This is a genomic window from Paenibacillus glycanilyticus (assembly GCF_023715145.1).
Taxonomy (GTDB): domain Bacteria; phylum Bacillota; class Bacilli; order Paenibacillales; family Paenibacillaceae; genus Pristimantibacillus; species Pristimantibacillus glycanilyticus_A.
Genome location: NZ_JAMBNP010000002.1, coordinates 646963 through 665041, shown reverse-complemented (window position 1 = coordinate 665041; position 18079 = coordinate 646963). Strand labels below are relative to the sequence as shown.

The following is an 18079-nucleotide window of genomic DNA, read 5'->3' as shown; positions in this document are numbered from 1 at the left end:
ATTGCCGCTTAGTATAGCGCCAAATTGCGCATAGCATCTTTTACTTTATCTTTATTGAGCATAAAGAACTTCTCGCCCGGCGGGTTGATCGGCATAGCCGGTACATCCGGACCGCAAAGTCTTTGGATAGGAGCATCCAGCTCATATAACAGTTCTTCCGCAATAATAGCCGATACTTCCGCGCCTACGCCGCCCGTCTTATTGTCTTCGTGAATAATCAATACTTTGCCAGTCTTCCGGACAGCGGCAAGAATAGCTTCCTTATCCAGCGGCTGCAGCGTTCTAAGGTCAAGAATATGAGTGCTGATGCCTTCCTGCTCAAGCTCGGCTGCCGCCTGCTCAACAAACATAAGCGGCATGCTGTAGCCGATTACGGTGATATCGTCGCCTTCGCGAAGAACATTCGCTTTGCCGATCTCAACCGTGTAATCGCCCTCTGGCACATCGCCGTTAATAAGCTTATAGCATTTTTTATTTTCGAAATAAATAACCGGATCCGGATCGCGTACAGCCGCTTTTAGCAGACCTTTCGCATCGTAAGCCGTATATGGAGCTACAATCTTGAGGCCCGGCGTTCCGAAGAATACGGATTCCGGACACTGCGAGTGATATAAGCCTCCGAAAATGCCGCCGCCGATTGGCGCGCGGATAACAACCGGACAGCTCCAGTCATTATTGGAACGGTAACGGATTTTCGCCGCTTCGCTGATGATTTGGTTAGTAGCCGGGAACATAAAGTCCGAATATTGCATCTCGGCGATCGGCTTCATGCCGTACATTGCCGCGCCAATCGCAACACCTGCGATAGCGGATTCCGCGAGCGGCGTATCAAGGGCACGCATTTCGCCGAATTGCTCCTGCAGACCCTTTGTTGTTGTGAATACGCCGCCTTTTAAGCCTACGTCTTCACCCAGCACAAATACGTCCTCGTCGCGTTCCATCTCTTCCTTCATTGCCAATCGAATGGCATCGATATAATCCATGTTTGCCATCTTAGCGTCCCTCCTCCGCATACACATGCAACAGTACGGATTCCGGCGCCGGGAACGGAGCGTTGTCGCCGTATTCCGTTGCCTCATCCACCATCTTGCGGATGCGCGCTTGAAGCTCAGCCTCGAGCTCTTCATTCCAAAGGCCGCATTCTTCGAGATACTGTTTATATTTAGGAATACCGTCCTTGGCCTTGTTCTCATCTACTTCTTCCTTCGTGCGGTAAGCAAGATCATTATCAGAGGTAGAGTGAGGCGAAATCCGGTACATCATCGCTTCGATAAGTGTCGGGCCTTCACCCGCAACAGCACGCTCGCGCGCTTCCTTCACGACGCGGAACACTTCAAGCGCATCATTGCCGTCCACCTGATATCCCGGGAAGCCGTAGCCAAGGGCACGGTCTGCGACACGGCCGCCGAGCTGCTTGTGCACCGGCACCGAAATGGCATATTGGTTGTTCTCGCACATCAAAATGACCGGAAGCTTATGAACTCCGGCAAAGTTACAGCCTTCGTGGAAGTCGCCCTGATTGCTCGAGCCTTCTCCAAACGTTACAAAGCTGACAAAGGGTTTGTTCTTCATCTTTGCGGCCAACGCAATGCCAACAGCATGAGGTACTTGCGTAGTAACGGGACTTGAGCCCGTTACAATCCGAAGGCGCTTGCTGCCAAAGTGGCCCGGCATTTGACGGCCGCCGCTGTTTGGATCCTCCGCTTTCGCGAAGACGGACAGCATCAGTTCCTTAACCGTCATGCCAACGGCAAGAACGAATCCATAATCACGATAATAAGGCAGGAAATAATCATTGTCCCGGTCTAATGCGAAAGCAGCGGCAACCTGTGCTACCTCCTGGCCGATCCCGGATACGTGGAAATTAATTTTGCCCGCTCTTTGCAGGAGCATGTTTCGCTCATCGAATTTACGTGCGAGCATCATCGTCGCATACATTTCAAGAGCTTTCTCATTGCTTAAGCCTAATTCATTATGACGAAAGGTTTGTTCGGTTGATTGACTCATGAGGTTGTGCCTCCTTTAACCTGATTTTAAAACCAGGTACTAAGACTTGATATTACCTATTATAACCGCATTCGGGCGAAAAAGAAAATCCCGCAAGCGCAAACGGCTGCACCGCCCTTAGGAGGAGCAGCATTCGTTTCGCGATGAAATAAACGCATCGCAAGCTTGGGGAAGACTCCTTCATGCTCGTATCTCTAGAAAGCCAGCGATTTCCCGTCGATGGCGAGCATCGCTTCACCGAGCGCCTCCGATAAGGTAGGATGCGGATGAATAAGCTGGCCTACTTCCCATGGCGTTGCATTTAACAAGCCGGCAAGCGACGCCTCCGAAATCAGATCGGTCGCATGCGGGCCAATCATATGAACACCAAGAATATCATTCGTTTTACGGTCGGCAATAACCTTCACAAAGCCGTCTGCTTCGCCAAGCACAAGCGCTTTGCCAATCGCTGCGAACGGAATTTTCCCGGTCTTGATATCATGTCCCTTCGTCCGTGCGCTATCTTCCGTAAGCCCGTAAGAGGCAACCTCCGGACGGGAGTAAATACAACGTGGAATAAGATTAGGATCAACCGCCGCTTTCTTATGACCGGCAATATGCTCGGCTGCCGCTACTCCTTCGTGGGAAGCGGCATGGGCGAGCTGCACGCCTCCGATGACGTCTCCGATTGCGTAAATATGAGGCTCCGTCGTTTGACCGAATTCATTGACATAAATGACGCCGTTTTTCGTTTGAATATCCGTGTTCTCAAGACCAATGTTCTCAATGTTCGCCTGACGGCCAACAGACAGCAGCAGCTTGTTTGCTGTAAGCAGAATATTGCCCTCAGAAGTTTCGGCTGTAATTGATACTTCATCCGCATTAATAGACAGCTCTTCGGTTTTGAGCTGAATATTCGTTAATACGCGGACACCGCGGCGGCGAAGCAATCTGGTAAGCTCGGCAGATACTTCTGCATCTTCACCCGGCAGCAGCCTTGCGCCAACCTCAACCAACGTTACTTGTGCGCCAAAATCCTGCAGCATCGATGCCCATTCCACGCCGATCACGCCTCCGCCGACAATAAGCATCGACTCCGGAAGCTTCTCGAGTTGAAGAGCATCGTCGCTGGACAAGATATGCACGCCGTCGGGTTTTAGTCCCGGCAGATGACGAGGGCGTGAGCCCGTTGCGATAATAAGATTCGTCGATACGACGGATTCCATCTCTCCATCAGCCAGTTCTACTGCCAAAGAGCCGCTGCGCGGAGAAAAGATAGACGGACCAATAATCCGGCCTTTACCGTTTATAATTTGAATATCGTATTTTTTCATCAGGCCTTTCAGGCCCCGATGCAATTGTTCAACCGTCTGTTCCTTGCGAGTTTGAACTTTATCGAAATCGAGTGACAAGGCACCCTCTGTTACCGAGATTCCGTATTTGTCCGATTCCAGCAAAATCGCGTATACTTCCGCGCTGCGAAGCAGCGATTTACTTGGTATGCAGCCTCTATGTAAGCAAGTGCCGCCCAGCTTATCAAGCTCGACGATGGCTACGCTTTTCCCCAGCTGGGCAGCTCGAATTGCCGCCGTATATCCGCCAGGGCCTCCGCCAAGCACAGCTACATCCACTTGGATTGTCATTATGTATTCCCTCCTAAAAAGAATTGCGAAGCAATTCTTGCTTCGTAAGCATCAGCTAAAAGAATTGTTCCCTAGTAAGCCTATTATGTGTAGGTGATTTGTGACAATTCTTGCTTCGTAAGCATGATACCACTCGTCCTATTGTACCTTTTTTCAAATCGATTTACATCGTTAAATTTCCGAAATAGACACTGCCACTAGAAAAAGGTATCATAGGAAGGAATGTTTATATCGGTTACAAGGAGATCATTATACATATGAGATTAGTTGCTGCCCGTCTAATTGCCGTACTGCTGCTCGTCATTCCCGGCATTGCTGCCTGTATCGGCTTTCTCAAAATGAAAAATGCCTTATTTAATTTCTTCTCCGATTTTGGCAATGATGCCATTAAACCGGATTTCGCATGGCTCAGCTTTTTATTTGGTCTTGTCCTATTCACTATTGGCGTTGGCTTTATTGGCGGCTGGATCTTCTTCCGCGACCGCAAGCGCAATTACGTAGCTCCCAGATTTCGTCCGAAGCGTCCTAGACCGCCTAAACCGCAAGCTTAAACTCGCAACCGACATAGAACACCCCGCTGCTACTCCAGGAGTACTGCGGGGTGTTTTTTTGCCTTTTTGCCTTGAAAAGAAAAACCGCCTTCATATTGGAGAAACCAATAATAAATAGCGGTTTTCATCTTTAGCTTACTTTGTGTTCGATCCGGAGCTTATCAGCAACCATTGCGATAAATTCGGAGTTTGTAGGCTTCGACTTGCTGATGTTAATGGTGTAGCCGAACAGGTGCGAAATGCTATCAATGTTGCCGCGGGTCCATGCTACTTCAATAGCGTGGCGGATGGCACGTTCAACGCGGGATGGCGTTGTTTTGAACTTCTCAGCGATTGCCGGATACAGCGTTTTTGTAATCGCGCCAAGAATTTCGATATTGTTATATACCATCGTAATCGCTTCGCGCAAGTACTGATACCCTTTAATATGGGCTGGAACACCAATCTCATGGATAATGCTTGTAATGTTTGCATCAAGGTTTTTGCCTTTAGCAAGCGGGACGACGTTTGATTTGACCGTCGTTGTTGTGGCAGAACTAAACGATGCTGAAGAGGCAAACGTATTATTTCCCACCAATTGGCGAATCCGGTTCGCAAGAATCTCCATATCGAACGGTTTCAAAATATAATACGAAGCGCCAAGCTGTACGGCTTTTTGGGTGATGTTCTCTTGACCAAATGCAGTCAGCATGATGATCTTAGGCATTGGAGAAATGTTCATCTCTTTAATTCGCTCGAGCACGCCCAGGCCATCCAAATGCGGCATTATAATATCAAGGATTAGAACATCGGGGATTTTTCTGCCTTCTTCGAAATAAGACAATACCTCTTCACCGTTATAAGCCACTCCGCTTACGTTCATATCATTTTGTTCCGATATGTATTCGGATAATAAATTGGTGAATTCACGATTGTCATCTGCCAACAATACTTCGATCTTGTGCAATGTCTGGTCCTCCCTTAAATGGTATTCACTCGCGATTACCTTCCCTAGTTGTCTTGGAATAAAGTTTTCGACATGGCGGTTTAAATTCCTTCTGTCGAAAATTTTTTTCCTTTGATTTTTTAATCTTTTTCGTTATAATAAATAATTTATTACAATTTTTGATGACGTTCGTAAATTTTCGACAAATCTAACCATTTCTAGACGCTGAAATGAAATAACCGCTGACAGGTCCAATGCTTAGCCCAGTCAGCGGTTTTTGTTATTTTCTTATGCAGCTGTACCTTGTGCGGCTGTACCACGCGTAGATTGCTCTCTCATCAAGATACCGGCATCCTGCAGCATCCATTCGATAAAGCAGCCATAACCGGAAGCCGGATCGTTAACAAACACATGCGTTACCGCTCCAACAAGCTTCCCGTTCTGAATGATCGGTGAGCCCGACATCCCTTGAACGATACCTCCTGTTTTATCAAGAAGGCGTTTATCGGTTATTTTGATAACCATACCCTTTGTAGCAGGGGCAGGCTGCTTCGTTACGTGTGCGATCTCAATATCAAATCGTTCGACCTTCTGCCCGTTAACAACAGTCAAAATTTGAGCCGGACCTTCCTTGACCTCTTCGGCAAATGTTACAGGCATAGATTTTTCGCTGTAACTATGATTCGGATTTTCGTTCATCTTGCCAAAAATTCCGAATGGCGTATTGCGTTCAATATTGCCTAGAATCTTGCCTTCTTTTACGAAATGGGCCCGTTTCTCTCCCGGCTCTCCCGTTTGGCTTTTGTTAATGGACGTCACGCTGGACTGCAAAATCTGCCCTTCGCCAACCTCAATTGGCGTTTGAGTGTCCATATCCGTAATCACATGGCCAAGAGCACCGTAGACACCTTGATCAGGAGCATAGAACGTTAGAGTACCAACACCTGCCGCGGAATCGCGAATGTAAAGACCAAGCTTCCAATTACGCTCTTCTGCATCGCGGATTGGATACAGCTTTGTTTCCCCAATGGTACCGTTGCGCTTATAAGTAATAACGAGTGGACGCTGCTCCTTGCCTGCCAGTTCCACCAAATCAGCGACCTTGCGGACTTCATTAATATTGTGCCCATCGATCCTAATAATAAGATCGCCTAACCGGAGACCCGCTTTTTCGCCCGGGGACTCCTTTGTTCCGTTACTCGCACGGACCTGATGATGACCAACAACAAGTATGCCGGCGGATTTCACCTTCACGCCAATTGTCTGGCCGCCCGGAATTACCCTCAAATCAGGAACGACATTAACCTTGACAGTCTTGAACGGAATTTTACCAAATAATTTCACTTTCATGCTCGTTTGACCGCTTTGATGCGGCTGTAACGAAATCGGGTCGTTCAAATTGACTGATAATGACTGATGGGTTGAGCCATTAATCTGAAGCATTCGTGGATCCACGGTAACTTCTGCATGTACGGGTACTCCATATTGTAATCGTTTCAGTTGGCCGGAGAATAAACGTAGTTCATTCGGGAATGCGGCAAAATGTTGAAACGGCGCGGAGAGTCCGATCATGCAGACGCAGATAACGAGAACTAGGCCAAACCATTTCTTCCTTGGGCTGGAGTTCAATGATTTCACGCTCCCTGTTATTCCATCGCATGACGAGAAAGGTCGTTTCGCCATTGGCGTACCTTTAAGTTACCCTGCACAGATTCTTTTATGACCGCAAAAACATTCCCTGAATGCCTTCCATTAGGCTCCCTTCTGCCGATCCGCCAAAACAAGCATTTCTTGTGCATGATGACGGGTTTTTTCCGTAACTTCCACCCCGCCGAGCATACGGGCAAGCTCCTCAATCCGCGAAAGCTCCGCAAGCTTCGTCACATTCGTTGAAGTGCGCTGCTCGATAATATGCTTGCGGATTTCATAATGATGATCCGCCATACACGCAACCTGAGGAAGATGCGTGATCGAGAAGATTTGGCACTTCGCTGACAGCTGCGACATTTTCTCCGCGATGGCTTGTGCCGCTCTGCCGCTGACACCGGTATCCACCTCGTCAAAAATAAGCACTGGAACCTGGTCGATCTCCGCAAATATCGCCTTCAGCGCAAGCATGATACGCGACATCTCACCGCCTGAGGCGATCTTATTGAGCGGCTTCAACGGCTCGCCCGGGTTGGTCGAGAGCATAAAGATCGCTTCATCAATACCGTTAGCATTTAATGAAGCCATCTCAGAGGCTTCACTTGCTGCCGGATGATCCAGCTGTACGCGGAATATGGTATTGCCCATCTGCAGCTGCTTCAGCTCGAGCTCGATTGCGGCCGCGAGACGTTCCGAAGCATGGGCACGTAGCTCGGACAGCTCCTGTGCCAATTCATGCGCCTGCAAATACAGTCGTAATTCATCCTTGCGCAGCTTATCCAAATACTCATCACGGTTCTCGATCTTGTCGCGTTCTTCGTTAATCCGCTCCAAATATTGAATAATATCCGGAATCGTCTCGCCATATTTGCGTTTCAGACCGTTAATCAAATCCAGCCTGTCCTCAATGATGGACAACTGCTCCGGATCAGAATCAATGCCGTCACGGTAATCGCGAAGCTGGAATACGGCATCCTCGGCTTGATAAAAGGCAGACTGAAGCTGCTCGAGCATCGGTGACAGCACTGTTGGATCATAAGCTTGGATATCCGTAAGCTTGGCGATCGCTTTGCTGATCGCATCAAGGCCTTTGCCGTTATACAATAACGAATAAGCCTCGGACACGCTGTCCATGCGCTTGCCTGCATATTGCAGCTTGCGCTTCTCTTCCGCCAAATGCTCATCTTCGCCTTCCTTCAGATTCGCATTGGTGATCTCTTCGATCTGATACCGGTACAAGTCCAGCATTTGAACGTTATGCCGGGTTGTCTCCTCCAACTCGCGGACAGACGCTCTTGCTTGCTGCAGCTGCTGATACACGGCGCGATAGGCGGTCTTCCGCTCAATTAACAAGTCGCCGGCGAACAAATCCAGCCATTCCAAGTGCTGTTCGGTACGCAGTAGCGATTGATGCTCATGCTGACCATGAATATTAACAAGGCATTCGCCAATTTCCCGCAGCATCGTCATCGTGACAAGCTGTCCGTTAACGCGGCTGCTGCTCTTGCCATGGGAAGTCAGCTCCCGTCTGATGACAAGCATCTCTTCTCTTGAAGCTTGAACGCCAAGCCGTTCCAGTACCGTCCATACCGGATGGGACGAAGGCAAATCAAACATTGCCTCCATCTCGGCCTTATCACAGCCATACCTGACCATATCCGCGGAGCCCCGTCCACCAACAATTAAGCTAAGTGCATCAATAATAATGGATTTCCCCGCACCCGTCTCACCTGTTAATACATGAAATCCATGATGAAACGAAACGTTGACTTCCTCAATAACCGCTAAATTCCGAATGGATAGCTCGCGCAGCATGGCCAATGACCTCCAACAATGTTTAGTTCAGAAGGTCGAGCAGCTTCTCTACAAGCTCGCCGCTCTTCTCCTTCGTCCGGCAAATAATAAGGATCGTATCATCACCGCATATCGTTCCCATAACCTCCGGCCATTCCATGTTATCGATCAGCGCACCAATAGCATTGGCTGTGCCCGGCAAACATTTCATAACAACCAGATTCTCGGTAAAATCGATGTGAGTGAAGTGATCAATAAGCGCCCGCTTCAGCTTATTAACCGGATTCTGACGCTGCTGATCCTGAGGCAGCGAATATTTATAACGTCCATCGCCAGCGGGTACTTTAATGAGCATAAGCTCCTTCATATCTCTGGATACGGTCGCCTGAGTGACCTGAAGACCGGCATCCCTAAGGGCATCTACCAGTTCTTCTTGCGTCTCGATCGTATTCTTTGTAATTAATTCCTTGATTTTATATTGTCTAATGCCTTTCATTACCGTTCCTCCCAAGCATGCTAGTCGCTTATATGAAAAATAATTTGCCGGATGATCTGCTCCTTCACGTCCACGAATAGTACTCCTGTGCATTCCGGCAGGAGGAGGGAATATACGAGCAGTCGGTCTCTAACACCGCTGCCTGTCCAATCCATCGGCATTCGTTCGCGAGCAGTTTTTACAATATACATTTTGCCATCTTGCTCGGCAATATAATCAATGTATAATCGGCTGTTAAGTGATTGTCCGTCCAATTCGATTCCGACCGGAATCCTGTGCTTACCGGAAATAACCTCGTATCCCTTCCTTTCAAGAAACAGGATATTCTCATCGTCTTCAGCAAGCTCACCGCCTTTCCCCAGTGTTAACCGATTAACACTGACAGGCTGATGAAGCCAGCGGTAGACGCCCCGGTATGCCCAGAATAACAAAAATGCGCCAGCGACCAGCATGATAAACCAGTCACCGTACATTCCCATACGCAGCCCTCCATTCCATTAGAACCTATCTTAATTGGTTCGTGATGAAGGGAGCATTTTCCTCTATCAAACAAATGGACGAACGCATGTTTGGTTGCTTTCAGTTTAGCAAATCGAACACATGTTTGTAAAGAGGAAAAACAAAAGGGAACGCTGGCCGCATAAAATGCGGTCGTAGCATTCCCCTCCCATGTTTCGCAGCTGCGCAGTCGATAACGTTTGGTGCGAAACGCTTCTGCATCGGCTAATGTTTTTTGTTAACGGTAAAGGTCTCGCTCGCCTGACGAACGACATCTGCAATTGCCGCTTCTCCGGAAGAAAGCTCATTTGGCTCATTCTCCCAAGTCCAGTAAGCAAGGAACTCGATGTTGCCTTCTCCGCCTGTAATAGGCGAGAATGTCAGGTTTTGCAGTTTATAGCCTAGACCGGCTGCAGCTCCAAGAACGGTCTCAAGCACTTCCTTGTGAACGCTTGGCTCGCGGACAACACCTGATTTACCCACCTTCTCCCGCCCTGCTTCGAATTGCGGCTTGATAAGTGCTACAATTCCCGATCCGACACTTAGCAATCCGCTAAGTGCGGGCAAAATAAGCTTGAGCGATATAAAGGATACGTCAATCGAGGCAAAGGTAGGCGGCGGTCCGTCCAAATCAGCAGGCTGCGTATAACGGAAATTGGTACGCTCCATCACGCGGACTCGTTCATCCTGACGAAGCGACCAGTCCAGCTGGTTGTATCCGACATCAATGGCATATACAAACGATGCTCCGTTCTGCAAAGCACAGTCGGTAAAACCGCCGGTTGAAGCCCCGATATCGAGCATGACCCTTCCGGTCAAATCAATATCAAAGGAACGAATGGCCTTCTCCAGCTTCAGCCCGCCGCGGCTGACATAAGGATGAACGGCGCCTTTCACCTTGATCTCGGCTTCACGGGGCACTTTCATGCCGCCTTTGTCCACGGGCTCGTTATTCACCAAGACTAGGCCCGCCATGACGGCGGCTTTAGCTTTTTCCCTGCTCTCGTAGAACCCGCGTTCTACAAGCAATACGTCTATTCTTTCCTTAGGTGTTGTTGTCATGGTTCTCCTTCATTACTGTCCGGTTGCACGTTTCTGGCGGGCAGGCAGCATATTTTTCAGCTCCATTGCCGCCCGTTCTCCCGTCAAGCCTACTTCCACGCGCTGCTCTTGGATGGAACCATGCTCCACGAAAATGTCCGGAACACCCATAATGCGGACAGGCATGCCGTAAATCCCCCGCAGGGAATAGAACTCCATTACCGCGCTGCCAAAGCCGCCAAGCTCCGAGGTTTCTTCGATGACAAGAATATGCATCCCTTCCGCAGCAAACGAGAGGAGCATTTCTTCATCCAGCGGTTTGATAAATCTCGCGTTCACGATCCGTACGTTAAGTCCGTCCCGTTTCAGAAGGTCTGCAGCATCCTCAGCAACCTGAATCATAGGTCCCATTGCCAAAATCACAGCCGAATCGCCGTCGCGAAGCGTTTCCCATTTGCCGATCGGCAGCGGCAGCAGCTCTTCATCCATCTTCACGCCAAGGCCGTTGATCCGAGGATAACGAACGGCAATCGGACCTTCGTTATAGTCAATCGCCGTCTTCATCATGCGGCGAAGCTCGTTCTCATCCTTGGGCATCATAATAGCAAGGTTCGGAATATGGCGCAGGAAAGCAATGTCATAGACACCTTGATGCGTCTCGCCATCCGGACCTACAAAACCGGCACGGTCTATGGCAAATACCACATTGGCATTATGCCGGCAAATATCATGGACAACCTGATCATACGCGCGCTGCAGGAAGGTTGAATATACCGCATATACCGGCTTCATGCCTTCCATTGCCAGAGCTGCCGACATGGTCGCGGCATGCTGCTCGGCAATGCCGACGTCGATCATTCGGTTCGGGAACCGTTCCGCGAATTTCAAGAGGCCCGATCCGCCAGGCATCGCCGGAGTAACGGCAACAATCCGTTCATCCTTCTCGGCCATTTCAATAAGGGTATTGCCGAATACGTCCGTATACATTGGCGGACCAACCGCTTTCACGACTTGACCAGACTCAATCTTATACGGCGAAATGCCGTGCCACTTGAAGGAATCGGATTCTGCAGGCGAATAACCTTTGCCTTTCACCGTAATGACGTGAACAAGCACCGGCCCGGGAATGGAATCCGCTTGTTTGAACAGTTCAAGCATTTGCTCCATGTCATGCCCGTCTACCGGCCCAAGATAAGTGAAGCCAAATTGCTCAAACAAAATACCGCTGACAAGCAGATATTTCAAGCTGTCCTTGAACCGCTCCGCTGTCTTCGCCAGCTTGCCGCCGATGGCCGGAATTTTATTGAGCAGATGCTGCAATTCATCCTTTGCCTTCTGATAATGGCGGTCTGTGCGGATTTTGCTCAAATAATGGTGCATGGCACCAACATTAGGCGCAATAGACATTTCATTGTCATTAAGAACAACGATCAGGTTCTTCTTCTCGTCCCCGATATGGTTAAGAGCTTCAAGCGCCATACCGCCGGTTAGCGCACCGTCGCCAATGATGGCGACAACTCGATTATTCTCGCCCTTCAGGTCCCGGGCCAGAGCCATGCCCATTGCGGCCGACAGAGAAGTGCTGCTATGCCCGGCTTCCCAGACATCATGCTCGCTTTCCGCACGTTTTACAAAGCCGCACAGCCCTTTATATTTACGCAGTGTATCGAACCGGTCTTTGCGTCCGGTCAGAATTTTGTGAACATACGATTGATGACCTACGTCAAAGAGAAACTTATCCTTCGGACTATCAAACAGATAATGGAGGACAAGGGTCAGCTCCACAACCCCCAGGTTAGGTGCGAGATGACCACCCGTAACGGAAAGCTTCTCAATGAGAAACTGACGAATCTCCTCGGATAACTGCTCCAGCTCTCCCATTGACAAATCTTTCAGATCTTGAGGTCCGTTAATTTGATCAAGCAGCACGTAACTTCCTCGCTTTCTGGAATATGACTTCACTAACTTTCTTGCTTCCCGTCGTATTCCACAATAAACGTCAAAATATTTCAATCATTATAGCATAATCGCCGATCTTTTCCCAATATACCCACTTGCACAATCCTAATTAATAGTCGCGTTGTACGAGGTAATCGGCAATGAGCAGCAATTTATCCGGCGCGGCCAGCTGTGCTTCCAGAACCGCTGCCTTCGCCTCGCGAGTTAACCTTTTGACCTGTGCTTTGCTTTCCTCGATGCCGATCAGATATGGATACGTAACCTTTTGCTGCTCCACATCGCTGTTGGTTTTTTTGCCAAGCTTTTTCTCGTCGCCAATCAGATCCAGAACATCGTCTTGAATCTGGAAGGCCAGACCGATATTGCGTCCGTAATGGCGAAGCGCCTCCAACTGATCTGCTGATGCGCCTCCTACACGGCCGCCGGATGTAACCGAGAAAACAATCAGGTCACTCGTTTTATGAAGATGAATATATTCGAGTTCCTCAATCGAGGTCGTTCCTTGTTCGCCCTGCATGTCAGCCGCCTGACCGCCAACCATGCCTCTTGCCCCTGCGAGCATGGCCAGGTCCTCTACGATATCAAGCGCAACTTCGGCGCTTACCCCGCCATGACGAGCCACTCTAGGAATAAGATGGAAAGCATGTGTGAGCAGGGCATCGCCTGCAAGAATGGCCATCGCTTCTCCGAACACTTTATGATTCGTCAGCTTCCCGCGGCGGTAATCGTCATTATCCATGGCCGGCAGATCGTCATGGATTAATGAATAGGTATGGATATATTCGATAGCGCATGCCACAGGCAGCGCATGGCGGGCAGCCGTTGCTGATCCGTGGATTGCTTCGGCTGCAGCCAAGACGAGAGCCGGACGTAACCGTTTTCCTCCAGCCTGCAGGGAATACAGCATCGACTCTTTAAGCTGCTGAGGGATATTCCAGTCAGCAGGCAGCGCTTCGGGAAGTGACTTCTCAACAAGCGCAGCGCATTCTTGCAAGTAGGTCTTGATATCTGTAATCAACGTTATTCCCCTTTTTCCTCGTTCATTGGAGCGAATGCCTTCTTCTGAAAACCCTGCTCTGTTTCAATCAGCAATTCAATCTTGCGTTCTACCTGCTCAAGCTTGCCGCCGCACAGCTGCGACAGCTTCATGCCTTCCTGGAACAGATCGATCGCCGTTTCCAGCGGAACATCGCCATTTTCCAGACGCTCAACAATTCTCTCAAGCTGCTCCATTGCTTCTTCAAAACTCAATTCACTATTCGCTGCTGCTTTCAACGCCATCTTCTCCTTTCATTGACCACACATGACAGTCTAACTGCCCATCGGCTACCTTAACCCTTACAAGATCACCCGGCTGAACATCTGCAATGGATTTAATCAGTCGCTTCTCCTGTTCGTCGTAGACCAGGCTGTAGCCTCTGGCCATTACTTTGAGAGGACTAAGCGCATCCAGCTGCCTGATTGCACTATGGAGCTGAAGCCTCCGCTCCTTGAGCGTGGATACCATCGCCTGCTCTAACCGCTTCACGTCGCCTTGCAGACGTTTTGCTGCAAATACAGCCTGCTCTCCCGGATGATGCCCGGCTAATTGACTATGAAGCCGATCAAGCTTGGCTTTCCCGCGCTCTGTTAACCGCTGCGTCCGATGCTGCAGACGCTCCTGCAAACGATCCAGACGTTGTGCCTGATCCAGCAAATATTTGCGCGGATGCACGAAGAACGGTGAACGCCGTACGCGCTGAAGCTGCTCTTTCCTGCCCTGAACCATCATCCGGAGCGATTGCTCTAACCGCTGGCGCTGTCTTGCCAGCTGCTGCTGCAGCTCCGCTATATGCGGTACGGCAAGCTCTGCGGCGGCTGTAGGCGTTGCGGCCCGCAGATCGGCTACAAAATCCGCAATCGTAAAATCCGTCTCATGCCCTACCGCGCTAATGACCGGAATTTGCGATGCGGCAATGCTTCTTGCGACAGGCTCCTCGTTAAATGCCCATAGCTCTTCGAGCGAACCGCCGCCCCTGCCTACAATTAATACGTCGACTTCGCCAAATCGGTTCATCGATTCAATCGCTTTCACGATAGAAGGTGCAGCCTGCGTTCCTTGGACAAGTACCGGAAACACATAAATAGGGATGGAAGGATGCCTTCGCTGCAAAGTAGTTATGATATCCCGTACGGCCGCGCCCGTCGGAGAAGTAATGACTCCAATAGCTCGGGGAAAACGCGGAATGGGCCGTTTGCGCGACTCGGCAAACAACCCTTCCGTCCCCAGCTTTGATTTCAGCTGTTCGTAAGCCAAATACAAGCTCCCAATTCCGTCCGGCTGCATGGCCGTCACGTAGAACTGATAATTGCCGTCCCGCTCGTAGACCGACACGTTGCCGCGCGCCATTACCTTTGCGCCTTCGCGCGGGATAAAAGGCAGCCGCTGATTATGGGAGGCAAACATAATGCATTTCAGCCTGCTGTCTTTATCCTTCAGCGTAAAATACATATGGCCGCTGGAGTGATGAGTGAAATTGGAAATCTCGCCTCTCAGCCAGACATCCCCTAGCAAAGCATCCGATTCGAGCTTCATTCGGATGTACCGGTTAATATCTTTTATCGAATAAATACGAGGTTGATCTGCCATAAGACAATCACTCCCCGAATTGATGTGCCCGCTTCGCAGCTGTGATCGTATTGCTCATAAGCATGGTAATGGTCATCGGTCCAACGCCGCCCGGTACCGGAGTAATAAAGCCGGCCGTCTCCAGACAGTCATCGTAATCCACATCACCGCAAAGCTTGCCGTCCGGCAGACGGTTAATGCCTACGTCGATGACAACCGCGCCCGGTTTTACATACTTGCTGTCAATCGCTTTGGCTTTGCCGATTGCCACAACGAGAATATCTGCCTGCTTAGCAAGCTCTTCCATATTGGCTGTACGGGAGTGGCAGATCGTAACCGTAGCATTTTCGCGGAGAAGCAGCATAGCAACCGGCTTCCCGACAATGTTGCTGCGGCCAATTACGACGGCATGCTTGCCTGAAATGTCAACGCCGCTGCGCTTGATCAACTCAATGCAGCCGGCAGGTGTACAAGGCAGCAGACTGTCATCGCCGATTACGAGATTGCCGACGCTTTCAGGATGGAAGCCGTCTACATCCTTATCGACGCGAATCGCATCGATTACCGCTTTTTCATTGATATGTTTAGGTAATGGAAGCTGTACAAGAATACCGTTGATTTTGTCATCGTTATTCAATTGATCGATAAGCGCCAGCAATTGCTCTTCTGAAGTCGATTCTTCCAAACGATGAACCTCGGAATGGAATCCAAGCTGCTGACAGGCTTTCTCTTTCGAGCCGACATATACCTTCGAAGCCGGATCCTCGCCAACAAGAACGACAGCCAGGCCTGGAACGATACCCTTTTCTCTCAGCTCGGCTGCTTCCTTCTGGATTTCTTCCCGGATCATATCAGAAATCTTTTTCCCTGCAATAATTTGTGCGCTCATCATCATCTCTCCCCTATGTACACGGCCGAGAGGCCGTTCAACTAATTTGTCGATTCCGAATTTGCTTGCTCGCCTTCGCGTTCTTTGAGCAATTTGCCCAAAACACCGTTAACGAATTTACCGGATTCTTCTGTGCCGAAATGCTTGGCCAGTTCAATCGCTTCGTTGATCGCAGCTTTTGGCGGAACATCATTGCGGTATGAAATTTCAAAACAGGCTAATCGCAAAATTTGACGGTCAACGCGGGACAAACGATCTACCTGCCAGCCCGTCAAATATTGCTGGAGCATATCGTCAATCGCAGCTTTATTGTCCGCTACGCCATTAACAAGCTCGCGAATATAACTGTCCGTTTGATCATTTTCCACGAATTCGGCTTCAATCTCATTCTCGGAACGCGCTTCCTCCATCAGCATATCAACAGCTTCCATGGGGGTTACTTCGTTCATTTCCAGCTGATATAAGCTGGATACTGCTATCTCGCGTGCTAGTCTACGTTTCATTCGTTCCTCCTCGGCAGCTTCTCTGCCGATTTACTCTTGTATTTTAAAAAAACCTATGATCTCCTCCCTGCCCGGAACTGGCGGCAATCCATCTTCCGGCGTACGGAGGAGACCACAGGATTATCTAAACGGCCGATATCTTTCCATGAGCCATGACCAAAGCCGCTGCCATGGCAAGATTGAACCGTTTTGCAAGTCCTTTTGCTTACCAACCCAATAACCGACCGAGACGAGCAGTATGAAAAACAGCATGTCCCAAAACCCGGCAAACAAATACACAAAACCGAAAAACAGACCAGCGGCAGCGCCGACCGTCCGTTTCCCATAGGATGCCCAGTACTCCCTCCACATCGGCATTCTCCCCTTTACTCGACGCGACTTTTATTCGGTGCGGTTTGAATGACGTTAGCGACATAGACCGCCACGTTCGTCACCGGAATTCCGGCGATCTCTTCAACATGCTCTTTTACGGCCTTCTGGATCTCCTCCGTCAGACTTGGTATCGAGCTTTCCCCATCTACTACCGCGCGCAAAATAATGTTCAGACCCGAGTCGGTCGCCTGGATCCGTGCCTTCAGATCCTTGACGCCGCGCTGCTTGCCAGCAGCCTTAAGCGCCAGGTTCTCAATGGTCTCAATCGAGATGCGGATATCGCCAAAATCCGTGCGCTGGTCAATCGATGGCGCTGAAGAGGAAGAACGTTTCAGGGACACGATAAAGAAACGCAAGCTGAGCACGAGCAGAACCAGCCCAACTACAATTGTTGTAATAAGGAAAGAATCCGTTCCATATAACTCACTGACCATATCATTCAAATCGTCTTCCTGTATCCACTGAAACCCGATACAAGCGATAAAGACGGATATAACGCCGATGGCAATACTGTAAATAAACAAGAAAAGCTTGTCTATAATTCTGATCAACGTAACGCCTCCCCGCATCAGAGCGAATGAAAACCCCCTTGCGCGAAGCGGCATAACCATCACGAGGGGGTTATATTAATTCAATTCATCTGCGTGTATTATTTCACGCGGAAATTTGATTCTTCTTCTTCCGGCTTGCTCTCTGTTTTGAAATGAACGTCATGGATATGTACGTTAACTTCAATAACGTTCAATCCCGTCATCATTTCAATGGAGCGTTTAACATTACGTTGAATTTCCGAGGCGATTTCCGGAATCCGGTTGCCGTACTCCACGATAATCGACACATCGACAGCAGCTTCCCGCTGGCCGACCTCAACTTTTACGCCCTTAGATAAATTTTTGCGGCCTAGAAGCTCGGCAATACCTCCGGCGAATCCGCCGCTCATACCTGCAACGCCATTCACTTCGACAGCAGCTAGTCCTGCAATGACTTCAATGACTTCAGGGGCAATTTGAATTGTGCCAATGTCCGTTCTCTCATAATCTGCAGCAATCGTACTCATGATGGTTGTACACCTCCTTAAAGTTGCGCGCTCCGGTTATTTGATGGCAAATACCGAAGTGTTACCTTCGCATCTTATTTCTATACTATAGCATTCGACGTGAAATATGA

19 protein-coding genes are annotated in these 18079 nt (G+C 49.4%); 1 reads left to right on the top strand and 18 read right to left on the bottom strand.

Annotation, left to right across the window (positions count from 1 at the left end; all coding sequences use genetic code 11):
• Positions 1-8: 8 nt before the first annotated feature.
• The 3 genes from M3194_RS08325 to lpdA all read right to left on the bottom strand — a co-directional run bounded on the left by M3194_RS08325 (position 9) and on the right by lpdA (position 3629).
• Positions 9-992 (bottom strand): alpha-ketoacid dehydrogenase subunit beta, encoded by a 984-nt coding sequence (locus tag M3194_RS08325; protein ID WP_251652949.1) that lies wholly within the window; start codon positions 990-992, stop codon positions 9-11.
• A 1-nt stretch (position 993) separates the two neighbouring features.
• On the bottom strand, positions 994-2007 hold the full coding sequence (locus M3194_RS08320) for a thiamine pyrophosphate-dependent dehydrogenase E1 component subunit alpha (protein ID WP_251652948.1): 1014 nt from the start codon (positions 2005-2007) through the stop codon (positions 994-996).
• Positions 2008-2201: 194 nt separating this feature from the next.
• Positions 2202-3629, bottom strand: coding sequence for a dihydrolipoyl dehydrogenase (gene lpdA / locus M3194_RS08315; RefSeq protein WP_251652947.1), 1428 nt, complete (start codon positions 3627-3629; stop codon positions 2202-2204).
• 257 nt (positions 3630-3886) lie between these two features.
• On the opposite strand from lpdA, the gene M3194_RS08310 reads away from it, so the two are divergent.
• On the top strand, positions 3887-4180 hold the full coding sequence (locus M3194_RS08310) for a DUF2627 domain-containing protein (protein WP_251652946.1): 294 nt from the start codon (positions 3887-3889) through the stop codon (positions 4178-4180).
• Between the two features lie 130 nt (positions 4181-4310).
• Here M3194_RS08310 and spo0A read toward each other — a convergent pair whose 3' ends face one another.
• The 15 genes from spo0A to M3194_RS08235 form a co-directional block, all read right to left on the bottom strand.
• Positions 4311-5126 (bottom strand): sporulation transcription factor Spo0A, encoded by an 816-nt coding sequence (gene spo0A, locus M3194_RS08305; protein ID WP_251652945.1) that lies wholly within the window; start codon positions 5124-5126, stop codon positions 4311-4313.
• A gap of 267 nt (positions 5127-5393) precedes the next feature.
• A complete protein-coding gene (gene spoIVB, locus M3194_RS08300) occupies positions 5394-6734 on the bottom strand; it encodes a SpoIVB peptidase (RefSeq protein ID WP_251653205.1) in 1341 nt (446 codons plus the stop codon).
• A 123-nt stretch (positions 6735-6857) separates the two neighbouring features.
• Positions 6858-8567, bottom strand: coding sequence for a DNA repair protein RecN (gene recN, locus M3194_RS08295; protein ID WP_251652944.1), 1710 nt, complete (start codon positions 8565-8567; stop codon positions 6858-6860).
• A gap of 22 nt (positions 8568-8589) precedes the next feature.
• Entirely contained in the window at positions 8590-9042 is a 453-nt protein-coding gene (gene ahrC, locus M3194_RS08290; protein WP_251652943.1) for a transcriptional regulator AhrC/ArgR, read from the bottom strand.
• Between the two features lie 20 nt (positions 9043-9062).
• On the bottom strand, positions 9063-9521 hold the full coding sequence (locus M3194_RS08285; protein ID WP_251652942.1) for a hypothetical protein: 459 nt from the start codon (positions 9519-9521) through the stop codon (positions 9063-9065).
• 244 nt (positions 9522-9765) lie between these two features.
• Positions 9766-10602, bottom strand: a complete 837-nt coding sequence (locus tag M3194_RS08280) for a TlyA family RNA methyltransferase (RefSeq protein WP_251652941.1) — start codon at positions 10600-10602, stop codon at positions 9766-9768.
• Between the two features lie 12 nt (positions 10603-10614).
• A complete protein-coding gene (gene dxs / locus M3194_RS08275; protein ID WP_251652940.1) occupies positions 10615-12510 on the bottom strand; it encodes a 1-deoxy-D-xylulose-5-phosphate synthase in 1896 nt (631 codons plus the stop codon).
• 139 nt (positions 12511-12649) lie between these two features.
• A complete protein-coding gene (locus M3194_RS08270) occupies positions 12650-13558 on the bottom strand; it encodes a polyprenyl synthetase family protein (RefSeq protein WP_251652939.1) in 909 nt (302 codons plus the stop codon).
• A gap of 2 nt (positions 13559-13560) precedes the next feature.
• On the bottom strand, positions 13561-13821 hold the full coding sequence (gene xseB, locus M3194_RS08265; RefSeq protein ID WP_251652938.1) for an exodeoxyribonuclease VII small subunit: 261 nt from the start codon (positions 13819-13821) through the stop codon (positions 13561-13563).
• The gene (gene xseA, locus M3194_RS08260; protein WP_251652937.1) at positions 13796-15169 is read right to left on the bottom strand and encodes an exodeoxyribonuclease VII large subunit; all 1374 of its coding nucleotides are present in this window, start codon (positions 15167-15169) and stop codon (positions 13796-13798) included. Before xseA ends, xseB begins: the two co-directional genes overlap by 26 nt.
• A 7-nt stretch (positions 15170-15176) precedes the next feature.
• Positions 15177-16037: a bifunctional methylenetetrahydrofolate dehydrogenase/methenyltetrahydrofolate cyclohydrolase FolD gene (gene folD, locus M3194_RS08255; protein WP_251652936.1), complete on the bottom strand. Its 861-nt coding sequence runs from the start codon at positions 16035-16037 to the stop codon at positions 15177-15179.
• Positions 16038-16078: 41 nt separating this feature from the next.
• Entirely contained in the window at positions 16079-16540 is a 462-nt protein-coding gene (gene nusB / locus M3194_RS08250) for a transcription antitermination factor NusB (RefSeq protein ID WP_251652935.1), read from the bottom strand.
• Between the two features lie 120 nt (positions 16541-16660).
• Positions 16661-16891 (bottom strand): DUF2273 domain-containing protein, encoded by a 231-nt coding sequence (locus M3194_RS08245; protein ID WP_397334290.1) that lies wholly within the window; start codon positions 16889-16891, stop codon positions 16661-16663.
• A 14-nt stretch (positions 16892-16905) separates the two neighbouring features.
• Complete coding sequence (gene amaP, locus M3194_RS08240; protein WP_251652933.1) at positions 16906-17463, bottom strand: alkaline shock response membrane anchor protein AmaP; 558 nt, start codon at positions 17461-17463, stop codon at positions 16906-16908.
• A gap of 98 nt (positions 17464-17561) precedes the next feature.
• A complete protein-coding gene (locus M3194_RS08235) occupies positions 17562-17969 on the bottom strand; it encodes an Asp23/Gls24 family envelope stress response protein (RefSeq protein ID WP_091188919.1) in 408 nt (135 codons plus the stop codon).
• Positions 17970-18079 lie beyond the last annotated feature (110 nt).

Bases quoted from the DNA above. Each gene is read 5' to 3' on its own strand.
- M3194_RS08285 (WP_251652942.1), bottom strand. From the start codon at position 9,521: ATGGGAATGTACGGTGACTGGTTTATCATGCTGGTCGCTGGCGCATTT.
- xseB (WP_251652938.1), bottom strand. From the start codon at position 13,821: ATGGCGTTGAAAGCAGCAGCGAATAGTGAATTGAGTTTTGAAGAAGCA.
- M3194_RS08325 (WP_251652949.1), bottom strand. From the start codon at position 992: ATGGCAAACATGGATTATATCGATGCCATTCGATTGGCAATGAAGGAA.
- M3194_RS08235 (WP_091188919.1), bottom strand. From the start codon at position 17,969: ATGAGTACGATTGCTGCAGATTATGAGAGAACGGACATTGGCACAATT.
- M3194_RS08320 (WP_251652948.1), bottom strand. From the start codon at position 2,007: ATGAGTCAATCAACCGAACAAACCTTTCGTCATAATGAATTAGGCTTA.
- M3194_RS08245 (WP_397334290.1), bottom strand. From the start codon at position 16,891: ATGTGGAGGGAGTACTGGGCATCCTATGGGAAACGGACGGTCGGCGCT.
- folD (WP_251652936.1), bottom strand. From the start codon at position 16,037: ATGAGCGCACAAATTATTGCAGGGAAAAAGATTTCTGATATGATCCGG.
- nusB (WP_251652935.1), bottom strand. From the start codon at position 16,540: ATGAAACGTAGACTAGCACGCGAGATAGCAGTATCCAGCTTATATCAG.
- xseA (WP_251652937.1), bottom strand. From the start codon at position 15,169: ATGGCAGATCAACCTCGTATTTATTCGATAAAAGATATTAACCGGTAC.
- M3194_RS08310 (WP_251652946.1), top strand. From the start codon at position 3,887: ATGAGATTAGTTGCTGCCCGTCTAATTGCCGTACTGCTGCTCGTCATT.
- ahrC (WP_251652943.1), bottom strand. From the start codon at position 9,042: ATGAAAGGCATTAGACAATATAAAATCAAGGAATTAATTACAAAGAAT.
- M3194_RS08280 (WP_251652941.1), bottom strand. From the start codon at position 10,602: ATGACAACAACACCTAAGGAAAGAATAGACGTATTGCTTGTAGAACGC.
- recN (WP_251652944.1), bottom strand. From the start codon at position 8,567: ATGCTGCGCGAGCTATCCATTCGGAATTTAGCGGTTATTGAGGAAGTC.
- lpdA (WP_251652947.1), bottom strand. From the start codon at position 3,629: ATGACAATCCAAGTGGATGTAGCTGTGCTTGGCGGAGGCCCTGGCGGA.